The 23,159-nt window shown below is 63.9% G+C and carries 19 protein-coding genes; 4 read left to right on the top strand and 15 right to left on the bottom strand.

Annotated features, from left to right (window positions below):
* Positions 1-134: 134 nt before the first annotated feature.
* From CK501_RS05715 to CK501_RS05775, 12 genes are all read right to left on the bottom strand, one after another.
* Positions 135-752 (bottom strand): BAR domain-containing protein, encoded by a 618-nt coding sequence (locus CK501_RS05715; RefSeq protein WP_143421390.1) that lies wholly within the window; start codon positions 750-752, stop codon positions 135-137.
* Positions 753-1,090: 338 nt separating this feature from the next.
* Positions 1,091-1,540, bottom strand: coding sequence for a TerS protein (locus tag CK501_RS05725; RefSeq protein ID WP_095616787.1), 450 nt, complete (start codon positions 1,538-1,540; stop codon positions 1,091-1,093).
* Positions 1,541-1,630: 90 nt separating this feature from the next.
* A complete protein-coding gene (locus tag CK501_RS05730; protein ID WP_095616788.1) occupies positions 1,631-1,888 on the bottom strand; it encodes a hypothetical protein in 258 nt (85 codons plus the stop codon).
* Between the two features lie 2 nt (positions 1,889-1,890).
* Positions 1,891-2,184: a P27 family phage terminase small subunit gene (locus CK501_RS17235; protein WP_095616789.1), complete on the bottom strand. Its 294-nt coding sequence runs from the start codon at positions 2,182-2,184 to the stop codon at positions 1,891-1,893.
* Between the two features lie 137 nt (positions 2,185-2,321).
* Entirely contained in the window at positions 2,322-2,600 is a 279-nt protein-coding gene (locus CK501_RS05740; RefSeq protein WP_095616790.1) for a hypothetical protein, read from the bottom strand.
* Complete coding sequence (locus CK501_RS05745) at positions 2,597-2,869, bottom strand: hypothetical protein (RefSeq protein ID WP_095616791.1); 273 nt, start codon at positions 2,867-2,869, stop codon at positions 2,597-2,599. Before CK501_RS05745 ends, CK501_RS05740 begins: the two co-directional genes overlap by 4 nt.
* Positions 2,866-3,114: a hypothetical protein gene (locus tag CK501_RS05750; RefSeq protein WP_095616792.1), complete on the bottom strand. Its 249-nt coding sequence runs from the start codon at positions 3,112-3,114 to the stop codon at positions 2,866-2,868. Before CK501_RS05750 ends, CK501_RS05745 begins: the two co-directional genes overlap by 4 nt.
* Positions 3,115-3,273: 159 nt before the next feature.
* Positions 3,274-5,871: a DUF3987 domain-containing protein gene (locus CK501_RS16865; RefSeq protein WP_198949412.1), complete on the bottom strand. Its 2,598-nt coding sequence runs from the start codon at positions 5,869-5,871 to the stop codon at positions 3,274-3,276.
* A complete protein-coding gene (locus CK501_RS05760; RefSeq protein WP_095616793.1) occupies positions 5,858-6,052 on the bottom strand; it encodes a MerR family transcriptional regulator in 195 nt (64 codons plus the stop codon). The genes CK501_RS16865 and CK501_RS05760 overlap by 14 nt, the downstream gene beginning before the upstream one ends.
* Positions 6,049-6,261 (bottom strand): helix-turn-helix transcriptional regulator, encoded by a 213-nt coding sequence (locus CK501_RS05765; RefSeq protein ID WP_095616794.1) that lies wholly within the window; start codon positions 6,259-6,261, stop codon positions 6,049-6,051. The genes CK501_RS05760 and CK501_RS05765 overlap by 4 nt, the downstream gene beginning before the upstream one ends.
* 81 nt (positions 6,262-6,342) lie before the next feature.
* Entirely contained in the window at positions 6,343-6,759 is a 417-nt protein-coding gene (locus CK501_RS05770) for a hypothetical protein (protein ID WP_095616795.1), read from the bottom strand.
* Positions 6,756-8,126, bottom strand: coding sequence for a tyrosine-type recombinase/integrase (locus CK501_RS05775; RefSeq protein WP_158223057.1), 1,371 nt, complete (start codon positions 8,124-8,126; stop codon positions 6,756-6,758). The genes CK501_RS05770 and CK501_RS05775 overlap by 4 nt, the downstream gene beginning before the upstream one ends.
* 507 nt (positions 8,127-8,633) lie before the next feature.
* Between CK501_RS05775 and CK501_RS05780 the strand changes: the two genes are divergently transcribed.
* Positions 8,634-10,061, top strand: coding sequence for a peroxidase family protein (locus CK501_RS05780; protein ID WP_095616797.1), 1,428 nt, complete (start codon positions 8,634-8,636; stop codon positions 10,059-10,061).
* Between the two features lie 35 nt (positions 10,062-10,096).
* On the opposite strand, the gene CK501_RS05785 is transcribed toward CK501_RS05780, so the two are convergent.
* The 3 genes from CK501_RS05785 to CK501_RS05795 all read right to left on the bottom strand — a co-directional run bounded on the left by CK501_RS05785 (position 10,097) and on the right by CK501_RS05795 (position 12,689).
* Positions 10,097-10,624, bottom strand: coding sequence for a carboxymuconolactone decarboxylase family protein (locus CK501_RS05785; RefSeq protein WP_158223058.1), 528 nt, complete (start codon positions 10,622-10,624; stop codon positions 10,097-10,099).
* Between the two features lie 88 nt (positions 10,625-10,712).
* The gene (locus CK501_RS05790) at positions 10,713-11,456 is read right to left on the bottom strand and encodes a CLCA_X family protein (protein ID WP_095616799.1); all 744 of its coding nucleotides are present in this window, start codon (positions 11,454-11,456) and stop codon (positions 10,713-10,715) included.
* Positions 11,457-11,516: 60 nt separating this feature from the next.
* On the bottom strand, positions 11,517-12,689 hold the full coding sequence (locus CK501_RS05795; protein ID WP_095616800.1) for a hypothetical protein: 1,173 nt from the start codon (positions 12,687-12,689) through the stop codon (positions 11,517-11,519).
* A 141-nt stretch (positions 12,690-12,830) separates the two neighbouring features.
* Between CK501_RS05795 and CK501_RS05800 the strand changes: the two genes are divergently transcribed.
* The 3 genes from CK501_RS05800 (at position 12,831) to uvrA (ending at position 23,150) form a co-directional block, all read left to right on the top strand.
* Positions 12,831-14,111 (top strand): metallophosphoesterase, encoded by a 1,281-nt coding sequence (locus CK501_RS05800; RefSeq protein ID WP_095616801.1) that lies wholly within the window; start codon positions 12,831-12,833, stop codon positions 14,109-14,111.
* Entirely contained in the window at positions 14,108-17,518 is a 3,411-nt protein-coding gene (locus CK501_RS05805) for an AAA family ATPase (protein ID WP_095616802.1), read from the top strand. Before CK501_RS05800 ends, CK501_RS05805 begins: the two co-directional genes overlap by 4 nt.
* A 76-nt stretch (positions 17,519-17,594) precedes the next feature.
* Positions 17,595-23,150 (top strand): excinuclease ABC subunit UvrA, encoded by a 5,556-nt coding sequence (gene uvrA, locus CK501_RS05810; RefSeq protein WP_095616803.1) that lies wholly within the window; start codon positions 17,595-17,597, stop codon positions 23,148-23,150.
* Positions 23,151-23,159: the final 9 nt, after the last annotated feature.

Raw genomic sequence — 23,159 nt, forward strand, 5'->3', positions numbered from 1 at the left:
ACCTTTCCGGCGCTCGCTGGCGATACACCTTTCCAGCCACCTACGGGCGAGGGGATGGCGTGCCACCCCCGTATAGTTTTCGTCCTCGCTGGTTCGTTGAGGGCGGGCGTCCTTTCGGTTTTCGGCTAGCTCTTTCATGCTGTGCCCTCCTTGACCAAACCGCCTTTAGCTTGCGCTGCGGGCTGGGGCTGACGTTTCGGCGGGGCGAACTCACGGGCCAGACGATCACGATCTCCAACGGTAGTCCTGTGATTGCCAGGGCCAACGATAACGAACGCCAGCCGTTGAGCCAGCCCGGAATCAAGGTCCAGCGCCGCATTGTTGCCGGCCATTTGACGCATCTCGCGGAGGCCGGTCATCTGACGATTAACTTCCGACTCAGCGGCGGCCAGTTGCTCGCGTAGCTGCTCGGCATGGGATACGGCCTCGTTCAGCGCCTTCTTAGTCTTTGCCGCATCCCTGACAGCCTCATCGGCGCGGGCGTTCTGCCTTTCCTTGAAAATGCGACTGCGGCGGGCCAGCAGGGTGCGTTCCTCTGATTGGAGCGCTTCGAGCTGGCTTTCCAGGGCTCGCACCTGTTCGGCTGTCCCCGTTTCGCGGGCGGCCTCAAGATCGCGGCTCTTGATCGCCTTCACCTCGCGTTCGATTTCACCGAGTCGGTTCTGTACCTCTTGATGGGCGGCCCAAAGGTCTGCGGAGGATTGTTTCTTTTTTCCGGTCAGCAGCTCTGCTGTTTTGTCTAGGATGCTCATGTCTGATCTCTCTATGTCCATGGTCTGGATATAACCGGCGGTCGTGCCCGTTATTCCATTTCATTATAGCAAAAGGTTTTAGTGACTTGAATGGTTATATGCAGATTCTGCGGAGACTCCGGCCTCATTCGCCACGGCTTCGCATAGCTCCCGAACGAACACCATATATGTCTCCGAGTCCAGGCCAGCCCTTGCGGCTAGTTTGCCCGCCACCAAGGCGGTAACCTGGGCTTGCCCAATAGCGGAGCCACCCTGGTCGATCAGCTCCCGTGCCAGGGCGTTGGCTAGGTCTTGCTGGTGCCTGTACGTCCTGCTCTGTAAATTCGTTACTTTGCTCATTAGTGCCTACCTCCCGGAATCAAATCATCATCACTGCCAGCGCCTGCCGTATCGCGCCAATCCTGGTTCCGTTGCCGCTGGTCGCCTGACTGGCCGACTGTTGCGAGCGCGTGAACTTGAAGGGCGCGGGAAAGGCGGATACTGCGTGCCACCAGCGTTTCCTCCAGCTTGCGTAGCGGGTGGATCTTCTCGCCATCGGGGGTTAGGTCGCCGGTTTCTGCAATCTGACCGCGTAGCCGCTCCAGGTCGGCTTTAGTCCGGGCCAGCTCGGCAGCTTGCTCAAGGTCGGGCGCTGTCCATGCGTCTGGTGCTTTGGCTGCAATGATCGACCACCAGAAGGGTTTGGCCGATTCCTGCAAATTTACGTGATCGGGCGGATAGGGCAGTGAGCCTCGTTTCCACTCGCCGTGCTGTGTGATGCTGTCGGATCGTTGCTTTCTGTTCGCCATGTAGCTTACTCCAATGATTGGTTAAAAATCAGACTAGGATTAGAAGATGGATATACCCTCTGGTCTATAAAGCCTCTTGGTCTAGGGCATTTACCGCCCCTCCCCATCAGCGAGGGCACCCCGTAGTTCCTCTAGCCGGTCATCCGGCACCAGCGCGGCGAACCGCTCCAGAAGCTCATCCGGGCGGCGGGGTTGGCCCTTGAACCAACTGCATTGACCAGCCTGGAGCTGATCGAACATCCACCGATCCATGCCGGTCAGAGCCTCGATACCTTCCCCGGTCAGCCACGACAGTTCCGCCGGAGACACGTTGTCTTTGAAAGCCTTTCGCCTGCGCGGGTTTGCCATCGTTACGACTCCACGGGTGAGCTGATTCCGAGCTGCCTACATGCCTGTAGAACGAGCCCTCGATGCTGTTGTTCCATTCGCGTAGCAGGGTGCGACACCAGCCCGCGAGAGCCCTCTATCACAAGTCCATCCCGTTTAATCAGTTCCCGGCACTCGGCTATCCTGTCCATACTGGACGCGGCCTCAGCGAGTACGGCCAGTTCCCCGGAAGTCTCAAGGCCGAACTCGGTCACGGCTCGCTCATACCATTCCTGGGCGGTTTCGCTTAAATACTCTGGAGCTGTTTGTTTACTCATTGCTGTCTACCTCGTTATCTACAAAAATGGTTGCCCGATTCGGCGTGTTTATTTGGCTACCCTCAACGGTCCAGTGACCTGCCTGTGTAAGACAGAATGCGCCCCTACCGCTTCCTGAGAGCCCATGTGTGGCGTGTTCAATACCCATGTATGCCGTCCTCCATGTCTGCCGTGCCTATCAATGCGCGGCCTTGTGTGGCGTTGTGTGCGACTCGTGTGCCGGTCGTATCTTGCAGCCAGCGGCGGAGCCATGCAGAGGCGCCAGTCGTGCCTATCGCTTCAACCAGTGCATCATCCGCTTGATCCACCAGAAGCAGGGCGAGAGTGTCAGCCGGTAGCCTCCCGCGTGCCTGATCCATAGCGTTGACAAGGCGCTTGCGTGCTGCGGATTGGTCTTGTTCCTGTTTGTCTGTCATGCCGCATTACTCCCCATCAGTTCAGTGAGCATGATGTCCGCAACGTAACGGGCACGTTTGGCCCATTGCTCCAGAGAGGCCGGTGCGTCCGCCAGCAGTCGGCGCAGTTCGTCATGTGCCTGTGCTGCATCGGCCCGGTTGCCCCTGTGATCTTCGCCAGCTTCGGCCAGCTCATGGACGTGTCGGATCTCGTACAGCTCCACCAGTACCCCATCAACCAGGCGGGCGGTTGCCGGGGTCAGGTCGTTGGGTCGTTTCGGAAGCCTCATTGCTTGCCCTCCAGGGTCCAGATTGATTCGATAACGCGACGGTTCAGCTTTTCCGTTGCCCAGCGATAGAAGGGTGACGCCTTCCTTACATGGGCCAGTTCCTCGATAACCTCTGCCCACCTGTTGCGCGTCTGCTCTGCGTCGGTCTGCATTGCCTCGTGGAGCTGTGCCAGTAGCTGCTCCAGGGTTTCGGCGGTGCCCTCGGGGGCGGCGCGTTTTATGTCTGTTTCGTTGATCTGTTTCATTGGTGTCTCCGGTTTCTAATCTTTAGCCAGTCTGTTTCCCCGTGGATGTAGAGGATGTAGTACGCGCGCCCGTGCTAAAAAAGAAATTCCCTTCTCTCCCTCTTTACTCCATCCGTGGACTCATTACCGTTACGCGCGCGCATACTACATTTACTACATTCACCCGCCTTCTTTCAGATCCGCCATGATCCGGGCGACTTCCTGCCGTCTCTCGCGTTCCTGCTCTGCGTGGTCCTGGTACATGGTGTGAATCTGCGGGTTCACCAGATAGGCGCTTGGGCGGCCTCGCTCATTCAGCCGACAGCCGGGCTCCGGGCCTATCCAGTTGTAAGCCTCCAGCCGATCTAGCATTTCCTCGCGCTCCCATTCCTTCATCTTGCGATAGGCGAGCATGTAGTTATGGAGGTCACGCTTAACGGTGAATCGGCTCCACTGGCGAGCCAGCACCAGCCCGGCTAGTTGCCTGGCCTGATCCTCGGTTGGGTCCATGCCGTCATAAAACTGGATCGCGTGCGGAAGCATGGCGTTCCATAGGAAGCGGTCCACCTTTTGAGCGGTTTCCCGGCTGACCTGGTTGGCTGTCGGGTGCTCCATCCAATGAGCGCATTCAGCCGCGTGAAACGCCAGACAGACGCGGGAAAACAGCCCTTCCCACTTGCCCAGCATTGCGGTCAGGTGACGGTTAGGCATGGTCGTGACAGCTCTATGAAGGCGGTCGTTGAATGCCTCGCGCACTTCGTGGGCTTCCGGTGACAGGGTGACGGGTTCATTGCCCGCCTGAGTGCCCACCAGTTGCCGCAACAGGGCTTCATAGTCTTCCTTCGCCTGCATATTGGGGCGGCGGTCTACGCCTTGCTGTGCGGATGCTGCGTGGATCAGCATGAAGCGCTGAAGCATGCCGTCGTGGTTGTTGGCGTTGGCGTACTCGTTGATGACCTGGGGCTGAATGCCGCCGATAACGCACGCGCTCCAGTTCTCTACCCATGTGGAGCCGCGCCCGATCCGGTCAATCTCCAGCCCTCCGCCGTTGTAGGCTTCCAGCCATGCGGCCTTATCCTTGCCGCCTGATCCGCCTTTATAGGCGTCCATGCTGGCAAGCCAGCCGGTTAGCTCGTCCTTGTCTACGATGATCCCGCGCGGGTCGCACTTGGCGAGAATGTCGCCCAGCTTCTCTACGGTCACGTCACTGGTGGTCAGGCGGCGCAGTTGCGGGGCGGGCGGATCTTCCTCGCCTTTTTCCTTTTGCTTGCAGGCTTCTTCCCATGCCTTCATCTTCTTCGCGTATTCCTCGCGCCATTCGGCGGCGATCTTGCGAACAGGGGAAAGGGCCTTCTTAATGCCGGGGCTTTTCTTCGCGGAAGGGTCGCCAATAATGCCGATCCACAGCCGGGCGGATTCCGTCCAGGTGGGGTCGTACCGCTTCGGCTGGATCTCCACGCGGTCATCCAGACAGCCCGCCACGGCTCCGAGTGCCGCCATGGTGATAATGGCCGGGTCTACGCCAATCAGTTCCGCCTGATCTTCCGCATAGTCACGGATCGGCGCTGGCATCAGCTCCACGGGGAACGCGGGCGTGGTGAACTTGCCGAACAGGTCAGCCGGTGGCGGGCAGTTGGCGCTATCACTGAGCATGGATTCCGCCTCTACCTTGGCGTTTTTCTGCGCGTATTCCTTTTGGCGTTCCTTCTGGCCTTCCGGGTCTACCTTGGGGGCCAGATCCGCAACAGCTCGGCTAACGTCTCCGCCGTACTCGAAAATACAAAGCACGTCGAACACGTCCAGCGCGTGCCCGTTATTGTTGAGGTTCGAAAGGGGGTCATCCGCCCCGTGGTGGGAATAGGCGCGTTCCTTCCCATCCTCGCCGGTCAGGATGATGACGCCGGGCGTGCCGGTGGTGCTGTAGGGTGACAGGTAGCGTTTGCCTACTTCTCGGTAGCCGTTGGCCTGTAGCTCGCCCTCCAGAATGAAGGAAGAAACCACCTTGTCTATGATGCGCCCATCAGCCTCTGAGACTTCGCGCCGGGGCTTCGGTGGGGCCTTTTGCGCTTCCGCTTGCTGGCGTTCCTGTTCCTTCTGGTACGCCTCCAGGCATGCCGCTATGAACGGATGGGAGTCATCCAGCGGGTCCAGAAAAGGCGCGTCCGGTTCGTGGTGAATGTAGTCATAGGGCGCGTCATTGGTAATGACGTTGGGCGCGTATATGACCTGCTGAACGCGGGCCTGCACTTTGTCAGTGCCTGCCATTAGCCGGGCTCCGTCTGCCAGCATCACGTACCGCTCATAACCTACCGGGCGACTGAACGGAATGCCTACCTTCCAGCGATTGGCGACCACACCATGCTTGGCTTGCTGGTGGCTTGCAGAGGCGAACACAGTCCACGCCATACCCCACGGCTGATACAGCTCGGCTAAAGATTCCCGCTCAAGGTCATCATCATCATGGTCCAGCGCCATAGCGTAGAAGTCGGCGTTTAGGGCGTCCGTTTTCTTTTTGCCTTGCGCCTGGAATGGCGTAATGATGGCCGCCTGATCCTTCGGGCCTTCCGTGGGGTTCATCATCATAACGGCCAGTTCATCGAGACTGATTAGCCGTTCCGGGGCTTTCGCCTTCACTGACGTATAGAGCGGGAAAACCGGGGTGCTGCTGGTTACTTCCCGCTCAGTTGCGGTATAATCAGAGTTGAGCCGCCCGCTCTGCTTTGCCCCCTCGTTCCCGGTTGCCGCCGGGGCGGGGGTGATTCCCTCAAGATTCCCCATTGTTGGCCTCCCTGTCCGCTAGAATGCGGGCCTTGTAAGCGCGAACATCAGCCAGAATCACTACAGCCTCGCCCTGGCAATTCCAAGCCGGGATCTCGCCTTCACGGATTGCGCTCTCGATTAACAGACGGCTGACGCCGGTTTGCTCGGATGCGACGGGGACTGTGACGTAGGCACTCATACAGTCACCTCCGCCGTTTTCTTTTCCAGCCACTGATCCAGTTGGCCGCGAGTCCAGCCCACGCAGCGAGGGGAAAGCCTGATCTTTCTGGGGAAGTCGGGGTCTGTTTCGGTAAGGTCGTGCAGCTTGGTTCTGCCAATACCAAGATAGCGGCACGCATCGGCAGGCCGGAAAAACGCCTGCTCTGTTTGGCGGGTTGCGGAGTTCATAAGCGCCTCGTTTGTTCGTTTAAGGTCGCTTATTAATTCTCCGCATATTCAGGGCGTGGTCAGGGTAAAAAAGGTTGGGCTTTAGTCCTCTAAAACCCGCAAAGCCCATTGGTAGAAATCAACATCATGGGCGAAGTCGGCATCTTGCTTGTATCGCTTCTCTGCCGTCTTAATGGCGGCTTCAATCGCGTCATAAGTTTGCCAGTTCTTTGAATCAAAGCGAGTTTTTGCGGGTATCCCTTCCTCGGCTTTCCTGGCAATCCAAGCCGCGCGGGTTTCTCCTTTTTGCCGGGAGCGATAATCTGCTAGCAGTAATACCAGCATTTGCTCTGGCGTTTTCGGGCTGCCACCTGTCCTTTCTGGTGGCGGGAAAGCCTCATCCCCCCGCCTTTGGTATTCTTCTACGCACGTCTTGAACGCTTCGGGATTAGCCTCCAGAAGTCGTGCAAACTCTCGCCGCATTCTTTGCGTGTCGTAGTCAAACCCGTGGCCTTTCATAGCGCCGCCCCCTTAGCCGCTCTGGTGATTGTCGCGCCCACCACGTCCACAGCATCATCCGACTGCTGTTCGCATATGTGGCCGTAGTGCTTCTGGATCATGGCGACATCCTTATGCCCGGCCATTTTCGCCACGGTCAGCATGGGGACGCCCGCCGCCAGTTGGGCGGATATGAAGTGATGCCGGAAACAGTAAAAGTCCAGATCACCCAGCCCGGCTAGATCCTTCACCCGCTTCCAGGGTTTGCGGGCGGCGTGCTTGTCGAGCTGGTTCCCGGTGCGGGGCGAGGGGAACACCAGCCCGGTATCCGGGCGGCCTTGATCCTGCCACCAATCGGCCATGATCTTCTGAATGGTGCTGTTCAGCTTCATATCCACAATGGCCGGTTCCTGATTGGCCCGCCGCAATGCCACCTTGCTTTTCTCGGTCACTTTGCGGAGGCGACCAAAGCGGATTTTCAGTTCATCCCACGTCAGGGTTCTAAGGTCGCCGGGGCGTAGGCCGGTATGAAGGGCCATATGGGTCATGGGGATGAACCAATGCGGGTGGTTCACCGCGTCCAGGTCGGGAAGGTAGCTTTTCCCGTGGGCGCGGCTACTGCGCCGCTCCGCTCGGATTTCCTCTGCGAAAGCCTCCAGCCCGGCTAGGATGCTGCGGATCTCGTCATCGGTCAGCATCCGCCGCTCGGCTTCCTTAGCCTTTTCTATCCTGTCCTCGCGTTCCTGTTCCGTCATCTTCGGGGAACGCAGCTTCACGGATGCCAGCGGGGACGCATCCAATACCTCATCCTCTACAGCCTGATTGAGTAGGGTTTTCAGGTCGCCATAGGTGCGCCGGAGGGTAGAGTATGCGCGGCCTAGTTCCTCAATACGCGTCTGCCAGTCCCGTATATCCTGCTTGCTCAGGGTCGCCATATCCCTGTCCAGAAACTCGGAAAAATGGTTGCGGATACGCTGCTCGGTATTCTTCGCGTTCTCCGGCTTCCACGCCTCCATGTGGCGGCGGTAAAACGTTTCTAGGTAGTTGCGCAGGGTGCGGCGTTCGGCCTGCTGTGCGGCGCTGAGTGCTTCCTGGCGCTGCTGTTTGCGGTCGTCGATTGGGTTGGCGTCATCCTCGCGCCATTTTTTGACGATAGCCGCCGCCTGTTCCGGCTTCAGTTCCTTCAGCTTGCCCACGGCAACGATCCGGGGCTTTCCGGTTTCATCCAGATAGCGATACCGCCAGGTGCTGCCCCGCTTGCGCTTCATCAGGTGCAGGCCGGTCGGGCGGTCACACCACAGCGTTTTGTTCTCGGATGCTTCCCGGTCGAACTTCTCCGCCTGAGCGTCGGTTAGCGAGCATTCGCGGTCGTCTTTTCTGCGTCCCATTTGTCCCCCTGGCATGGGTCTGTGGTTCCGTTCAAGCGGCCCCCTTTAGTTGGGTGGAAGGGGTCGCAAGTTCGTAATGCGTAATGCAAACGTAACACAAAAGGGCGGAAAAATGCGAACAACAAAAAACAGGGGCGGTTTCTAAACCCCTGTTATCAGACGTTTATGGCTTATAGGTGATTGGTTTTAGGGGGTCAATTTTGCTTTCGGGAGGAAGGGGTCGCAGGTTCGAATCCTGCCACGCCGACCATTTTTATCCTCCAGAGTCAGCCAGTCGCACTGGCGTAGTCCAGCCTTTTGAGCCTGCAAAGCTGCTCGCCCTGCGAGACGGTTGTTGCGTTCCCCTGTTCGCGCTACGCTCCCTGAACGGTTGTAGAATGCAATCGGTGGTTCCCGTGGGTGTCCCCTTGAGTACGGGGTGGTCCCGGCTGTGGTTGGAAGTGCCGGTATCGGTGAAGGGAGTCGCGGAACTGACTCATCCATGTTCCACATCAGGGAAGGAACGCCATGACCCATCATCACGGCCTGCAGCCTCTGAAGGGGCTGTCAGAGCATTGCCAATCCCCCAATCACCCCATCAGCGAGGATCGTTTCGGGCGACTGTTTCCCGAGCTGCCCGGTGCCTATACGGACCCCGGCGTCCTGGAAGGTCTCGGCGCCGCGGGTGGTCCGATGGATTCGGGTGGCAATGCCGCACGTACCCATTCCGTCCCCGCAGGGATGGTGATTTTCGGCCAGTTCATTGACCACGACATCACGCTGGACACGGAATCCAGTTTCGACAGAGTGAATCAGGCTGCGTCGACCGAGAACACGCGCTCGCCCACGCTTGACCTGGACTCCGTTTACGGCGCCGGGCCTGAAGTTCAGCCCTACCTGTACCACCAGGGTCCCCAGTCCGATCCGTTCCTCAATGCCAAGCTGGTTACCGGTGCTGACAGTGCGGGAGGGGATCCGCTCAGTGCGGACGACCTGGCACGTGTGGCGTCCGGTGCGGCGACCATCGGGGATCCGAGGAACGACGAAAACCGGATCATCAGCCAGATGCAGCTGGCCTTCATCCGGTTCCATAACCAGCAGTGTGAGGCTTTGCACGCGGAGGACCCGGAGCTTGTTCATGAATCGCTGCTCGAGGCGGCCGGTCAGTCCGTCGTCTGGCACTACCAGTGGGCGGTGGTGAATGAGTTCCTTCCGCTCATGTGCGGTGACCTCGTGGTGGCGGATATCCTCGCCCACGGTCGCCGGTTCTATCGTTGCAGCACCCCCTATATCCCGGTGGAGTTCGCCGTTGCAGCCTACCGCTTCGGGCATTCCATGGTGCCCATGACGATCCAGACCCAGAAGGGCGGTACGGCGTTCGAGTTCTTCGGCAGTGTGCTGGGCGGCGGTTTTTCACCACTGGCGGATCAGCGGGCCATTGTGGACTGGCATGAACTCTTCGACACGCCCGAAGGCCGCCAGGTCCAGCGCGCCGACCGACTCAACGCCAGCATGGCCCCGGAACTGCTGGAACTACCGTTTGTTCCCGCGGACGGTGTGCGCTCGCTGGCGACCCGCAACCTGCTCCGGGGCAACAGCTTCCGGCTGCCGGCGGGCGAGGCCGTCGCGCAGGCCATGGAGCGTCCTGAGTCGGAGATCGAGCATGTCATGAACAGGGTCCGGGAACGCTCGAACGATGACATAACCGCCGGTGTACCGCTCTGGTTCTACGTGCTGATGGAAGCGGAAGTGATCGGCCGTGGTCGTTACGGTGGGCAAGCGGACGCCGGCGAGGGGCTCGGACCAGTGGGCGCCCGGATCGTCGCGGAAGTGCTGATCGGCCTCATCGAGCTGGATCCGCGGAGCTACCTTGGCTCGAACCGGAACTGGCGGCCGGATCCTGCCTATGACGCTGTCGGGAAGATGCTTGCCTCGGTCAATTCGGGCGCACTCTGAGTGCTTCAGGGGCAGGTCAGGGCCTGCCCCTGTTCTCAGCCTTCGAGTTCAACGCCCAGGTTTTTACCCACACGCTGTATGAAGTTGCCGGAGGCGACCACGAAGGTGATCTCTGCGATCGCCTGATTGGAGAAGTGTGCTTTCAGTTCCTCCATGGCTTCATCGGAAGCCTTCACGTCCCGGGTGGTCTCGTAGGCAAAGCGGATGACCGCCCGTTCCGGCTCCGAGAACTCACCGCTGTCGAAACCGTCTTCACCCAGATCCTCAATCTGCATGTCCAGAAGCCCGGCCTGGCGGGCTGCCGGCACGTGATGCCCCTGACAGTAGTCACACCCGTTCAGGCGCGCCACGGTCAGGTATGCGATCTCGCGCACACGGTCGGTGATCGAGAGCTGGCCGAAGTAGATGTCGAGCAGGGTGCCGATCCCCTGGGTCGCCGGGCCGGAGTGTCCGAGCAGCTTGACGACGTTCGGCACCAGGCCCATGGCCTGCTCCAACTGTTCATAGACCGGGGTCGCGCCTTCCGCTTCCTGGCCCTTTTCAGCGTAGGGGATGCGTGCCATTGGTGTTTGTCTCCTCATCGGGGTGAATGTCAGCTGCGGGGCTGGGTGGCGGCGCAACGTTACAGTGCCGGCCCTCAGCCCGTCCAGTTCAGGCGGTTGCATTGCCTGATTCCCGGAGCAGGGCGTTGCCCAGCCGGGTAAAGTACGCGTGGAAGGCCTGGTTGATGGTCTGTCTCTGAGGGCCCTGCGGGTACAGCCCAGCGCGCGCCTCGTCGGACTGGCGGGTGCCGCGGACGAGAAAGGGGCTGCTGACCGGCGCATCCTGCACAAAGGCCTCGAAGGCCCGTGCGCCCATTTCCTCGGGGCGGCTGTAATAGTGGGCTCCGAGCTTCCGGTCCATCCGGGCGGAGGCCTGGAACAGAGCACTCGGCTCCTGGCCGTCCTCGCTGACCAGTATCCGGCGGAAGCACTGGAACAGCAGGCTGTTCAGCGGGTGCTCCACCGGGGGGAGTTCCTTCAGCCAGGCAGCGCTGGCGAAGCAGTCCGTCGGGGCGCTCCTGAAGGCGTGTGCCGCGAGGTAATGGTCGAGGGCATGGAACCATTCGTGGGCCAGGCTGCCTGCGCCGGCGTTCTTGGCCAGGGACAGGCTGCGTTTGGCGGGTGTGTAGTGTGCGGAAACACCACGCTGACCGCCGATCCCGTATTCCAGCGACAGACTGCCTCGCAGGGAGATAAGCGATTCCGGGCCGCCCAGAATCGCCTTAAGGTCTTCCAGGGCGGCGGCGAACCGGCCAGCGGCCCGCTGTTGTTCCTCCGCGGTCACCCAGTTGCCGATGCCGATACTGCGGAAACCATACTGGCGCCGGATTGCTGCAAAGCCACTGTTCGCCATGGCGGTACTGTAACCGGGCAGGGCGGGTAACTGAAGGGATGACGGTCTTCGCCGATACGCTCAGTCCGCATCCCGGGTCTGGTAGAACATTCGGGTCTGGGCGTGGACCGGTCTTAGGTCCAGCACCTGTGCCCCGGTATCCGCCGAGTGGATACGGAAGCTGTACTCCTCACCGGGTGCAACCTGTGACCAGAACTCATCCAGGTTCCGGCCGCGGAAATCCAGTTCCGGCGCGTCCGGGTGCTGGAACAATGCCGTTTCACGGGCTTCATAGACGAGGGTGTCAGGTTGGGGCGTGGATTCCAGGGCGTGCCGCATCAGCCCGGGGTAGGTCGCGGCCAGCGCGGCGGCAACCACCAGGACGGCGACCCCGAGTCTCTCGGTGACCGGCGCGCCACGACCCAGTGGTAGTGCAAGGGCGGTGGCAATAAGCCCGCTGGCGGCAAACGGCAGGATTGGAATCGCGCCCACCATCCGGTACTCGGTCAGGAAAAGGAAGTCCGTGAGCGCATAGCCGCCGAGCGCGGCCAGGAGTACCAGTTGGGCGATCATGCCCTTATGATGGAGCAGGTCGTACTGCCGGCTCCCGGGAACCGTTTCCACGGCCTCTCCACCTTCCGGTGGCGCTTCCTTCAGGTAACCGCGCTCCCTGAGTGACGTCACAAGCGGGGCGGAATCGACGAGGGTCCGGGCATAACCCTTTTCCGGTTTTTTCAGCATATCCCGGGTGCTCAGCCGGTGGTCCGGACCGCCCTTGCGCACATAATTGAAGGGCGAAACCTTCAGGGTCCCGCCTTCCGTCTCGATCAGCAGGCGTGCACGCCCCAGGGCATGGCTGAGCTGGCCGGCGTCCGGGACTTCCGTGTGTATGCCCCGGATCTGCTCCCACGGGACCCAGTGATCGCCGGTCGCGATGCCCACCAGGCCGGCTCCGGAAAGCCGGGGCATGCTGATGCGGATGCCATGATCATCCAGTTCAATGCGCCCCATCCTGACCAGGATGACCCCCGCCAGCGTGAGGAGCAGGAGCGGTGGCAGCATCAGGAGCTGGAGATTGAGCTCGCCGTCGCTGTCATAGGCCAGCGCCTGCCAGAGGCCCTGGTCACTCGCTGCGGCCCTTAGACCAAAGGAGGCGGCCAATCCGCCTATGACGACGGCGCCGAGCCCGATGAGCATGGCGTTGTAGCCGGTCCGCAGGGCGGTTGGGGAGTAGTGGAAGCGTTCCGTGTTCATGGATATCCCTGGGTATGATTGATTTGTTGACTGGAGATTAGCAGGATGAGGGCCGCCGGCAAGGCGATTGGCAGCGGCGCTGTGTGTCGCGGGTCACAGCCGTGATGATGAACCTGAACAACCGACTGGAGCTTTCCCTGAATGACGTTCTCCTTTCTCGCCGTCGGTGACCTGCACCTGGGGGCCCGCCCGAGCCGCCTTCCGGAAGAACTTGCCGGGCGTTCCGCCGAGCTAGGGACCGCCGGGGCCTGGCGCCGGATCGTGGACCAGGCGCTGGAACAGGGCGTGGATGCCGTGGTGCTGGCCGGGGATGTGGTCGAGGATGAGGATGATTTCTTCGAGGCCTACCGGGAGCTGTCCGCCGGAGTGAAACGCCTGCTGGATGGGGGCATCCGGATCCTGGGTGTGGTGGGCAACCATGACGTGCGGGTGCTGCCGAGACTGGCGGACCAGCTCACCGGCTTTGAACTGCTGGGGCGGGGTGGTGAATGGGAACAGCTCACGCTGGCGGCCGGTGATACGGAACTGACGCTCCATGGCTGGTCCTTCCCGACGGCGCGTGTCCCGGAAAGTCCGCTCCGGGGCGTGAGGCTGACGCGGGGACCGGGGATTAACCTGGGCGTACTGCACGCGGACCGGGACCAGGCGGCCAGCCCCTACGCGCCCGTGACCAGTGCCGAGCTGACAGCCGCAGGTCTCGATGGCTGGCTGCTGGGTCATATCCATAAGCCTGACTCCCTGAGTACCGTCGAGCCCAGTGGCTATCTCGGGTCCGCCACGGGGCTGGATCCGGGGGAAGCGGGACCGCGCGGCCCCTGGCTGTTCGAGCTGGACGGGCGTGGCCTCCAGGCCGTTACCCAGTGGCGGATCGCCCCGTTGCACTGGACGTCCGTGTCCGTGGACCTCACCGGCATCGAGGCCGCGGAAGACGCCCGTGACCGGCTGCTGGCCGCCGTTGGCGAGCTGGATGAGAGCCTGTCCGCCCATCACCGCCCCCCAGAGGCGGCGGCCTTGCGGGTGGCATTCACCGGCCGGACGGATCTGGGTACCGGGGTTGCGCAGTTGATGGCGCGGGAATCGCTGGACACTCTTCATGCCGGCAGTGGCCGGATCCACTATTTCGTGGAGACCCTGCGCTACGACATCCAGCCGACCATCGACCTTGCCGTCCTGGCGCGCCGCGCCGATCCGGTCGGTCTGCTGGCCCGGCGTCTGCAGCTGCTGGAACAGGCCCCGGACGACCCGCAACGCCAGGCACTTCTCCAGTCTGCCCGCCAGCAACTGCGGGCCCAGGCGGCGAACACCCAGTGGCAGGCCGTGAGCGACGGTGAGCCGGATGAGAGCGACGTGGTCGACTGGCTCCGCAGGGCGGGCATGGCAGCGCTGGAACGCCTGCTCGAGCAGGAGAAGGGGGCCGCATGAAGCTGCGCGAACTGACCATCACCCACCTGCCGGGCTTCAGTGAGCGCCTGCACGTGGACGGCTTCGACACCGGCTTCACCCTGGTCACCGGCCCCAACGCCTCGGGCAAGAGCAGCCTGGTGCGTGCCCTGCGTCACCTGGTTGCACAGGACGCGGTGCCCCGTAACGGGGCCCTCACGCTTGAGGCCCGCTTCCAGGCCGGCGATGACACCCTGGTGGTGACCCGCAGCGGCCAGCAGGTGGTCTGGCAGCGCAACGGCCAGTCCACGGACGCGCCCGAACTGCCGCCCGGGGACTTCCTGCGCTGCTACTGGCTCTCAATGGGTGACCTGCTCCAGGCCGGCAGTACGGAGACTGCCATCCTGGAACAGCTGCAGCGGGAACTGGCCGGCGGCTTTGACCTGACGATGGTGCGCCAGGACCCGCTGTTCGAAATCAAGGCACGCCAGGGCCGTTCCGAATCCAGCACGCTGCAGCGTAAGGAGAAGGCACTGGCGGAGTGCCGGCGTGAGTACGCCGCACTGGAGCGTGAGCGCGACCGGCTGACGGAGCTGGATGAGCGCATCGAGGCCGCACGCACGGCCCGCACCGAAGTAACCCGGACCCAACAGGCCCTGGAATGGCTCGCGGCCCGCCAGCGCCGGCGGGAGCTGGAAAGCGAGCTGGCAACCTTCCCGGAAGCCATGGAGCGCCTGCACGGGAATGAAAGGGAGCGGCTGGACGAACTGGAAGGGTACCGGGACCGTCTGGCCGAACAGCTTCGTGATAACCGTCGCCAGCAGGACGAGGCCCGGGAGGAAAAAAGAGCAGCTGGGCTGGGCGACCCGGTTCCGGAGGCATCTGAGCTGGCATCAGCCCGTCAGCACCTGGAAGAGATGGACCGTAAGGCGGCGGAGCGGGCCAGCATCCAGGAGCGGCTGGATGAGGCAGGGGCCCGTGAATCCCGGGCCGTCGCGGCGCTGCAGCCCCCGGAAGGCCGGGCCCCCGAGCCCACACCGGAGGCGGTTAACCAGGCTGGTGAACTGGCTGAACAGCTGCGTGCCGTCCGGCTCCGGCTCCAGGAGCTGGAGGCCCGGCAGGACCACGCGAATACGGAGGTGGAAGATCCGGAGCCGCTGCGCCGCCGCATCAATGAGCTGCGGCGCTGGTTGCGCCAGCTTGAACCGGCCCGGCGGCGTGGCCTGTTTGCCGGCAGTGCCGTGGCCCTGGTTGCCGCGGCACTCGCCGCCATGGCCGGCCTGTTCTACGGCCTGCCCCTGGCCTGGGCACCGGCGATGGTCGCCCTGGTAGCCGCTGGCTGGTCTGCCCAGCAGTGTGTCTCGCTGGTCACCAGTGCCCGCGAGGCCCGCCGGCGTGCGGAAGAGGAGGGCGTTACGCTGGAGAACTGGCAACCGGAACCGGTCAGCGACCGCCTGCGCGAACTGGAAACCGCGCTGGCGCGGGCGGACTACCAGCAGGAGTCAGCCCGGCAGGCGCGGCGTCTCTCGGAAGAGATCGAAAAGCTGCAGGAGGAGCATTCCCAGCTGGAGGGCAACAAGCAGGCACTGGCGGAGGCCGTGGGCTTCGAGCCCACCCTGATCGGCGAGAGCGCGGCCCGTTTCCTGGCACTGGCGGCGGAACTGGACCAGGCCCGCACTGAAAGGGCGCGCCTGGAACAGCGCCTGGCCCGCCTGGATGAACAGGTTGAAGCGGAGCGCGCGCCCGTCCGCACCCTGCTTGAGCGTTACGGGCTGCTGCCGGACGACACCACGACCGCCGGGCTCCGGGCAGGCTTTGAGGACCTGGGGCGCCGGGCCGACACCGTAACCAGTGCCGACCAGGCCCTTGCCCGGTTACAGGCGCGGCGGGAGGAAGTTGAGGCTGATCACCGCGAGCAGGTAGATGCCATTGCGGCCTTGTACCGGAAACTGGATCTGCCGGATGGGGAGCGTTCCCGACTGGACGCACTCTGTGAGCAGCTACCCCGCCACCAGGAGCTGTGTGCGGCCCTGAAGACGGAAGCGCGCGCTGAACAGCAGCAGGCGGCCGGCATCGAGACCATCGATGAACTGGTGGCGCTGGTGGAGGCGGATGATCGCGCCGGCCTTGAAGCCCGGCTGAGCCGGTTCCAGCAGCAAGCTGAGGCCTATGACCAGTGGGTGGAAGAACGCAGCCGCCTGGCGACGCGGCTGGATGAGGCCGGCCGGGACCGCGCCCTGGAAACCGCCCGGTTCGAACGGGACCGGGCGCGCGAGGCCCTGGCCGATGCCTACGACACTACCATGATGGCGGAAGCCGGTCGCTTCCTGCTGGCGGATGTGGAACAAGCCCACCGCACCGAGCGCGAGCCCGCGGTACTGGCGGATGCCCGCGAGCGCTTTGCCCGCTTCACCCACCACCGCTACGAGCTGGGCATGGATGAGCAGGGCCGGTTCCGCGTGCGCGACCGGGACCGGGAACGCGAGCAGGCACTGGACGAGCTCTCCACCGGCACCCACATGCAGTTGCTGATGGCCGTGCGGCTGGCCTGGGTGCGGGAGCTGGAGCAGGGCTGCGAGCCGTTGCCGCTGTTCCTGGACGAGGTCCTGACCACCTCGGACCCGGAACGCTTCCGCGCCATCGCGGCCAGCCTGCGTACGCTCGTCCGGGACGAGGGCCGGCAGGTGATCTACCTCTCCGCTGAGCCGGCGGACAGGGTGCGCTGGGAAGAGGCGCTCGGCTGGAGCGTCACCCATCGGGACCTCCAGGCACTGCGCAGCGGCACCGCGACCCCGGAACCGGACCGGTACGAGCTGGATCCGCCGGCCACAGTGCCCGCTCCGGAGGGCCTGGCGCCCGAGGACTGGGCCGCGCGCCTCCAGGTTCCGGCGATCCGTCCCCGCCAGGGCGCTGGTGCCATCCACCTGTTCCACCTGCTGCGTGACGATCTCCCGCTGGCCCATCACCTGCTCCAGGACTGGCGCGTGGATACGGTGGGCCGGCTCGAGAACCTGCTTGCCCGGCCCGCTGGTGCAGGCGCGGTTCCGGAGGCGGAGCAGCGCCGGGAGCTGCTCGCGCGGGGGCGCGTTGCCCGGGCCTGGGTGGCCGCCTGGCAGCAGGGCCGCGGGCAGCCGGTGGATCGCAATGCCCTGGAAGCCTCGGGTGCGGTCAGCGACAATTTCATCGAGCCCGTGGCAGCGCTGGCGGAGCAGCTTGAGGGCGATCCCCGGGCACTGGTGGACGCCCTGCGGGAGGGGCAGGTGGCCCGTTTCCGGGGCGACAAGACGGACCAGCTGGAAGAATGGCTGGACCGGGAAGGGTACCTGGATGCCCGTGAACCTCTGGACGCCGAGGCGCGCGAACGGGCTGTGCTGCTGGAGGCGGGGCAGGAAGCCGGAGCCGCCGCCATCCGCCAATGGGTCGCCTGGCTGGAAGCGGGGCTTGCCTGAATCGGCAATCCCCTTGCATTCCGGACGCGTACCGCCATAGGTTTAGTGTCTTTCCAACGTTTGAGCTGTGTCGTCCATGAGTCGAAACCAGAACGTCATCCGCGTCCGCGGTGCCCGCCAGAACAACCTGCGCAACCTTGACGTCGACCTCCCCGTGGGAGAGCTGACCGTGGTCACAGGCCCCAGTGGCTCGGGCAAGTCCTCGCTGGCCTTCGACACCGTCTACGCCGAGGGCCAGCGTCGTTACGTCGAGACCTTCTCGCCCTACGCCCGGCAGTTCCTGGACCGGATGGACAAGCCGGCGGTGGATTCGATTGAGGGCATCCCGCCGTCCATCGCCATCGACCAGACCAACCCGGTGCGCAACTCCCGCTCCACGGTCGGCACCATGACGGAACTCAATGACCACCTTAAGCTGCTGTTCGCGCGGGCCGCGCTGCTCTACTGCGGCGGCTGCGGGCGCGAGGTCCGGCGGGACAGCGAGGACAGCATCGTCGCCGACGTGCTGGAACGCGGCGCGGGGCGGCGTGCGGTGATCGCCTTCGATATGGCGCTTTCGGGGGATGTTGGCGAGGACCGGGTGCGCACGGAACTGGAACGCCAGGGTTACACCCGCGTGGAGACGCTCGACGACGGCACACTGCGCGTCACACAGGATAGAGTGCGGCTCTCCGAGGACCGGCGGGATCGCCTCACCGAGGCCATTGAGGGCGCCCTCAGGGCCGGTCAGGGCAGGATCATCGTGCAGCCGCTGGACGACAACCGTGAACCCGAGGCGGAATGGCTCTATTCCCGGGGCCTGCACTGCCCGGACTGCGACCGGGACTACACCGACCCCATCCCGAACAGCTTCTCCTTCAACTCGCCCATGGGGGCCTGCGAGGAATGCCGGGGCTTCGGGCGGGTCATGGGTATCGACTACCGACTGGTGATTCCGGATGACTCGAAATCAATTGAAGAAGGCGCTGTAAAGCCCTGGCAGACGGAGAGTTATTCCGAGTGTCAGCAGGATCTGATGACGAAGTGCCGCATGGAAGGTGTGGCCACAGACATTCCCTGGCGGGACCTGCCCGAAGCTGACCGGAAGTGGGTGATCGAAGGCGATAGGAACTGGCGCTGGAACGTCAGCCGTGGCGGCTGGTACGGCGTGCGGCGCTTCTTCGACTACCTGGAGAGCAAGTCGTACAAGATGCACATCCGGGTGCTGCTCTCGCGTTACCGCTCCTACGACCGTTGCCCCACCTGTGATGGCGCCCGTCTGAAGACGGAGTCGCTGCTCTGGCGGCTGGGCTCGAAGGCGGATGCGGATACGGTGGTTGATCCGGCTGAGCGCTTCCGGCCCGTTGGCGTCACCCTGGCGGAATCAACGCTGGAGCAACAGCCGGGCCTGAACCTGGCGGATCTGATGAACCTGCCGCTGGGGCGGGTCGCGGCGCTGTTCGAGCGTATTCAGTTGCCCGCGCCCCTGGACGAGGCCGCGGACCTGCTTCTGGATGCGATCCGGGCACGCATCGGGTACCTCGTGGCCGTGGGCCTGGATTACCTGACCCTGGACCGCCAGTCGCGCACGCTTTCCGGCGGTGAGGTCCAGCGCATCAACCTGACCACTGCGCTGGGCACCTCGCTGGTGAATACCCTGTTCGTTCTGGACGAGCCCAGCATTGGCCTGCACCCACGGGACATGGACCGGATCATCGGCGTCATGCACCGCCTGCGCGATGCCGGTAATTCCCTGCTGGTGGTGGAGCACGACCCGCAGGTGATGCACGCCGCCGACCGCATCATCGACATGGGCCCGGGGCCGGGTGAGCAGGGCGGGCGTATCGTGTTTGAAGGCTCGCCGGGTGAGCTCATGGCGGACAGCCAGTCACTGACGGCGGATTATCTGACCGGTCGCCGCCAAGTGAACGCAGGCGAAAAGGCCTCTAGCGCTAGCCCCGTGGATCCTGAGAATGCCATCCGCATTCGTGGCGCCCGCGAACACAACCTCAAAAACCTGGACGTTGATCTTCCCCTGAACGCCCTGGTGGTGCTTACCGGCGTCAGCGGCTCCGGCAAGTCCACCCTGATGGAGAGCGTACTCTACCGCGCCGTCGCTGAGCTCAAGGGTCGTCCCGGGGAGGTACCCGGGGTCCATGATGCCATTGAGGGCCACGAGCGTATCGATGATGCCGTGCTCATCGACCAGTCGCCCATCGGGCGGACCACGCGCTCGACGCCGGCCAGTTATGTGGGTGCTTTCGATGCCATCCGCAAGGTCTTCGTCGGCCTGCCGGAGGCGAAAGAGCGCGGCTACACTCTGGGGACGTTCAGCTTCAATGCCGGTAATGGGCGTTGCCCCACCTGTGGCGGCAACGGCTTCGAGCATGTGGAGATGCAGTTCCTGAGCGACGTCTACCTGCGCTGCCCGGACTGCGACGGGCGGCGCTTCCGGCCCGAGATCCTGGAGATAACGCTGCCGCCGTCCACGGAAAGCCCGGTGCCCCCGCAGTCCATTGCGGATGTGCTGGAGATGTCCGTGAACCAGGCGGTCAGCTTCTTTGCGGACTACCCGAAAGTGCTGCAGGGCCTGGAGCCGCTGCAGGCGGTGGGCCTGGGGTACATGAGCCTGGGCCAGCCGGTGCCGACCCTTTCCGGGGGGGAGGCCCAGCGCCTCAAGCTGGCCGGCCATCTGGCGAAAGCCGCCAGTCGCAAGGGGGCAAGCGACCACTTGCTGTTCCTGTTTGATGAGCCCACCACGGGCCTGCACATGGACGACGTGGCCACGCTTCTCGGCGCTTTCCGTCGGTTGCTGGCCGAAGGGCATTCCCTGGCCGTGATCGAGCATAACCAGGACCTGATGGCGGCGGCGGACTGGCTGATCGACCTTGGCCCCGAGGGTGGTGACCGGGGCGGGGAACTGGTCGCCAGCGGTACCCCGGAGCAGGTGATGGCGGTGCCCGGCAGCCACACCGGGAAAGCACTCCGGGACTACCTGGGGCAGGGCGCGGAAGCCGAAAGCCAGCCCATGGTGGCGGAGGCACCGGCGCCCTACAGCGGTGACCCGGATGCGATCACCATTCACCATGCCCGTGAGCACAACCTCAAGAACGTGGATATCCGGATCCCTCGCAACCAGATGACGGTGCTCACGGGGCTCTCCGGCTCCGGCAAGAGTACGGTGGCCTTCGACATCGTCTTCAACGAAGGCCAGCGGCGGTACCTGGAATCCCTGAACGCCTACGCGCGCCAGTTCGTCCAGCCCGCCTCGCGGCCGGATGTGGACGCGGTCTTCGGCATCCCGCCCACAGTCGCCATCGAGCAGCGCACCAGCCGTGGCGGGCGCAAGAGCACGGTGGCCACCATGACGGAGCTCTACCACTTCCTGCGGCTGCTGTTCGTCAAGCTGGGCACCCAGTACTGCCCGGACTGCATGATTCCCATCGACGAACAGACGCCGGAGGCGATCCGGGCAAGGATTCTGCGCGACGCCCGTGGCCGGGAGGCGACGCTGCTGGCGCCCATGGTGGTGGCGCGCAAGGGCTACTACACGGACCTGGCCACCTGGGCCGGCAAGAAGGGCTTCGAGCACCTGCGGGTGGACGGCGAGTACCAGCCCACGGGCAACTGGCCGCGCCTGGCGCGCCACCAGGAGCATGACATTGACCTGCCCATGGGCACGGTTACCGTAACGCCGGGCAACGAGGCGACGCTGGACCGGCTCATTGGCGAGGCATTGGCCTACGGCCACGGCACCATGAAGCTGCTGACGGGCGCGGGTGAGACCATCTTCTCCACCGAGCGCGCCTGCCCGGGCTGCGGGCAGAGCTTTCCGGAGCTGGACCCACGCCTGTTCTCGTACAACTCCAAGCACGGCTGGTGCCCCTCCTGCTACGGCACCGGCCTGGCCCTGAGCGGTTTCGATGAGGAGCAGACCGGCGAGGAGTCCGTCTGGCTGGAAGCGGACGACGACCACGAGCCCGGCGTCTGCCGCGCCTGTGCCGGGCGACGGCTCAAGCCGGAGGCGCTGTCGGTCTACTTCCGCGACCGCAACATCGCGGAATACACGGCGCTCTCGGTGGCCGAGGCAGCCGGGCGCTTCGAGGCCCTGGCACTGACGGGCAGGGATGCCGAGGTTGCCCAGGACATCATGCCCGAGATCCGGGCCCGACTGGACTTCCTCCAGCAGGTGGGGCTGGCCTACCTGAACCTGGACCGGGCCGCGCCCACGCTCTCCGGCGGCGAAGCCCAGCGCATCCGCATCGCCGCCCAGCTGGGCTCCAACCTCCAGGGCGTGTGCTACATCCTGGACGAGCCCACCATCGGCCTGCACCCGCGGGACAACCGCATGCTGCTGGACACCCTGGGCCGGCTGGAAGGCAAGGGCAACACCATCCTGGTGGTGGAGCACGACGAAGACACTATACGCCGCGCGGAACACGTGATTGACCTGGGCCCCGGGGCCGGGGTCAATGGCGGGCGCGTGGTGGCCGAGGGCACGGTCGCGGAGCTGGAGGCCAATCCGGAATCCACCACGGGCCGCTGCCTGGCCGATCCCATCCGCCACCCGCTGATTGCCGAGGAACGGCGGCCGGCGGAGGCGGAGCACTGGCTTTACGTCAGCGAGGCGAGCCTGCACAACCTGCGTGGGGTGGACGTACGCCTGCCGCTGGAGCGGCTGGTGTGCGTCACCGGCGTATCCGGCTCCGGCAAGAGTTCACTGGTGCGGGGCATCCTGCACGATAACCTGCGAGTCCTGAACGGGGCAGGACGGGATAAGACGCCCACGACCCGTGGGTGTCGGCGCATCGAGGGGTGGCAGAACCTGGACCGGGTGTTCGAGGTGGACCAGACGCCCATCGGCAAGACGCCGCGTTCCTGCCCGGCCACCTACGTGGGCATCTGGGACGGCATCCGCAAGCTGTTCGCCGGCACCGAGGAGGCGCGCCTGCGCGGCTACAACGCCGGCCGTTTCTCGTTCAACACCAAGGAGGGGCGCTGTCCGGGCTGTGACGGCCAGGGCCTGAAGCGGGTGGAGATGAACTTCCTGCCGGACGTGTCCGTGCCCTGCGAGGTCTGCGGGGGCGATCGCTTCACGCCGGAAACTCTGGCTGTCACCTATGGCGGCAAGCATATTGGCGAAGTGCTGCGCATGAGCGTGGACGAGGGCGTCGAGTTCTTCCGAGCGCACTCAAAGATCCACCACGCGCTGGAGCTGATGCAGGCGGTGGGGCTGGGCTACCTGAGCCTGGGGCAGCCGAGCCCGACGCTTTCCGGCGGCGAGGCCCAGCGCCTGAAACTGGTCACCGAGCTGGCGCGGGCGCGGCCGGATGTACGCCGCCAGAACCAGCCCCACACCCTCTACATCCTGGATGAGCCCACGGTCGGGCTGCACATGGCGGACGTGGAGCGGTTGATCCATGTGCTGCACCGGCTGGTGGACGCCGGAAACAGCGTGGTGCTGATCGAGCACAACCTGGATCTGATTGCCGAGGCGGACTGGGTGCTGGACATGGGCCCGGACGGCGGTGACGGGGGCGGCCGGGTGGTTGCTGAAGGCCCGCCGGAAGCCCTTGCGGGAGCGGGCAGTGAGAGCGAAACAGGGCGGGTATTGAAAGAGTTTCTGGACCAGCGGCGCCGTCATGGCAGCTGACCTGTACCG

Source organism: Halovibrio salipaludis, assembly GCF_002286965.1.
In the GTDB taxonomy this organism is placed as follows: Bacteria; Pseudomonadota; Gammaproteobacteria; order Pseudomonadales; family Oleiphilaceae; genus Halospina; species Halospina salipaludis.

Coding starts and splice junctions, on each gene's coding strand:
- CK501_RS05770 (WP_095616795.1), bottom strand. CDS start 6,759: ATGAAAGGCCACGGGTTTGACTACGACACGCAAAGAATGCGGCGAGAG.
- CK501_RS05760 (WP_095616793.1), bottom strand. CDS start 6,052: ATGAGTGCCTACGTCACAGTCCCCGTCGCATCCGAGCAAACCGGCGTC.
- CK501_RS05800 (WP_095616801.1), top strand. CDS start 12,831: ATGACGTTCTCCTTTCTCGCCGTCGGTGACCTGCACCTGGGGGCCCGC.
- CK501_RS05715 (WP_143421390.1), bottom strand. CDS start 752: ATGAGCATCCTAGACAAAACAGCAGAGCTGCTGACCGGAAAAAAGAAA.
- CK501_RS05780 (WP_095616797.1), top strand. CDS start 8,634: ATGACCCATCATCACGGCCTGCAGCCTCTGAAGGGGCTGTCAGAGCAT.
- CK501_RS05745 (WP_095616791.1), bottom strand. CDS start 2,869: ATGAGGCTTCCGAAACGACCCAACGACCTGACCCCGGCAACCGCCCGC.
- CK501_RS05740 (WP_095616790.1), bottom strand. CDS start 2,600: ATGACAGACAAACAGGAACAAGACCAATCCGCAGCACGCAAGCGCCTT.
- CK501_RS05750 (WP_095616792.1), bottom strand. CDS start 3,114: ATGAAACAGATCAACGAAACAGACATAAAACGCGCCGCCCCCGAGGGC.
- CK501_RS05805 (WP_095616802.1), top strand. CDS start 14,108: ATGAAGCTGCGCGAACTGACCATCACCCACCTGCCGGGCTTCAGTGAG.
- CK501_RS05765 (WP_095616794.1), bottom strand. CDS start 6,261: ATGAACTCCGCAACCCGCCAAACAGAGCAGGCGTTTTTCCGGCCTGCC.
- CK501_RS17235 (WP_095616789.1), bottom strand. CDS start 2,184: ATGAGTAAACAAACAGCTCCAGAGTATTTAAGCGAAACCGCCCAGGAA.
- uvrA (WP_095616803.1), top strand. CDS start 17,595: ATGAGTCGAAACCAGAACGTCATCCGCGTCCGCGGTGCCCGCCAGAAC.
- CK501_RS16865 (WP_198949412.1), bottom strand. CDS start 5,871: ATGGGGAATCTTGAGGGAATCACCCCCGCCCCGGCGGCAACCGGGAAC.
- CK501_RS05730 (WP_095616788.1), bottom strand. CDS start 1,888: ATGGCAAACCCGCGCAGGCGAAAGGCTTTCAAAGACAACGTGTCTCCG.
- CK501_RS05785 (WP_158223058.1), bottom strand. CDS start 10,624: ATGGCACGCATCCCCTACGCTGAAAAGGGCCAGGAAGCGGAAGGCGCG.
- CK501_RS05725 (WP_095616787.1), bottom strand. CDS start 1,540: ATGGCGAACAGAAAGCAACGATCCGACAGCATCACACAGCACGGCGAG.
- CK501_RS05790 (WP_095616799.1), bottom strand. CDS start 11,456: ATGGCGAACAGTGGCTTTGCAGCAATCCGGCGCCAGTATGGTTTCCGC.
- CK501_RS05795 (WP_095616800.1), bottom strand. CDS start 12,689: ATGAACACGGAACGCTTCCACTACTCCCCAACCGCCCTGCGGACCGGC.
- CK501_RS05775 (WP_158223057.1), bottom strand. CDS start 8,126: ATGGGACGCAGAAAAGACGACCGCGAATGCTCGCTAACCGACGCTCAG.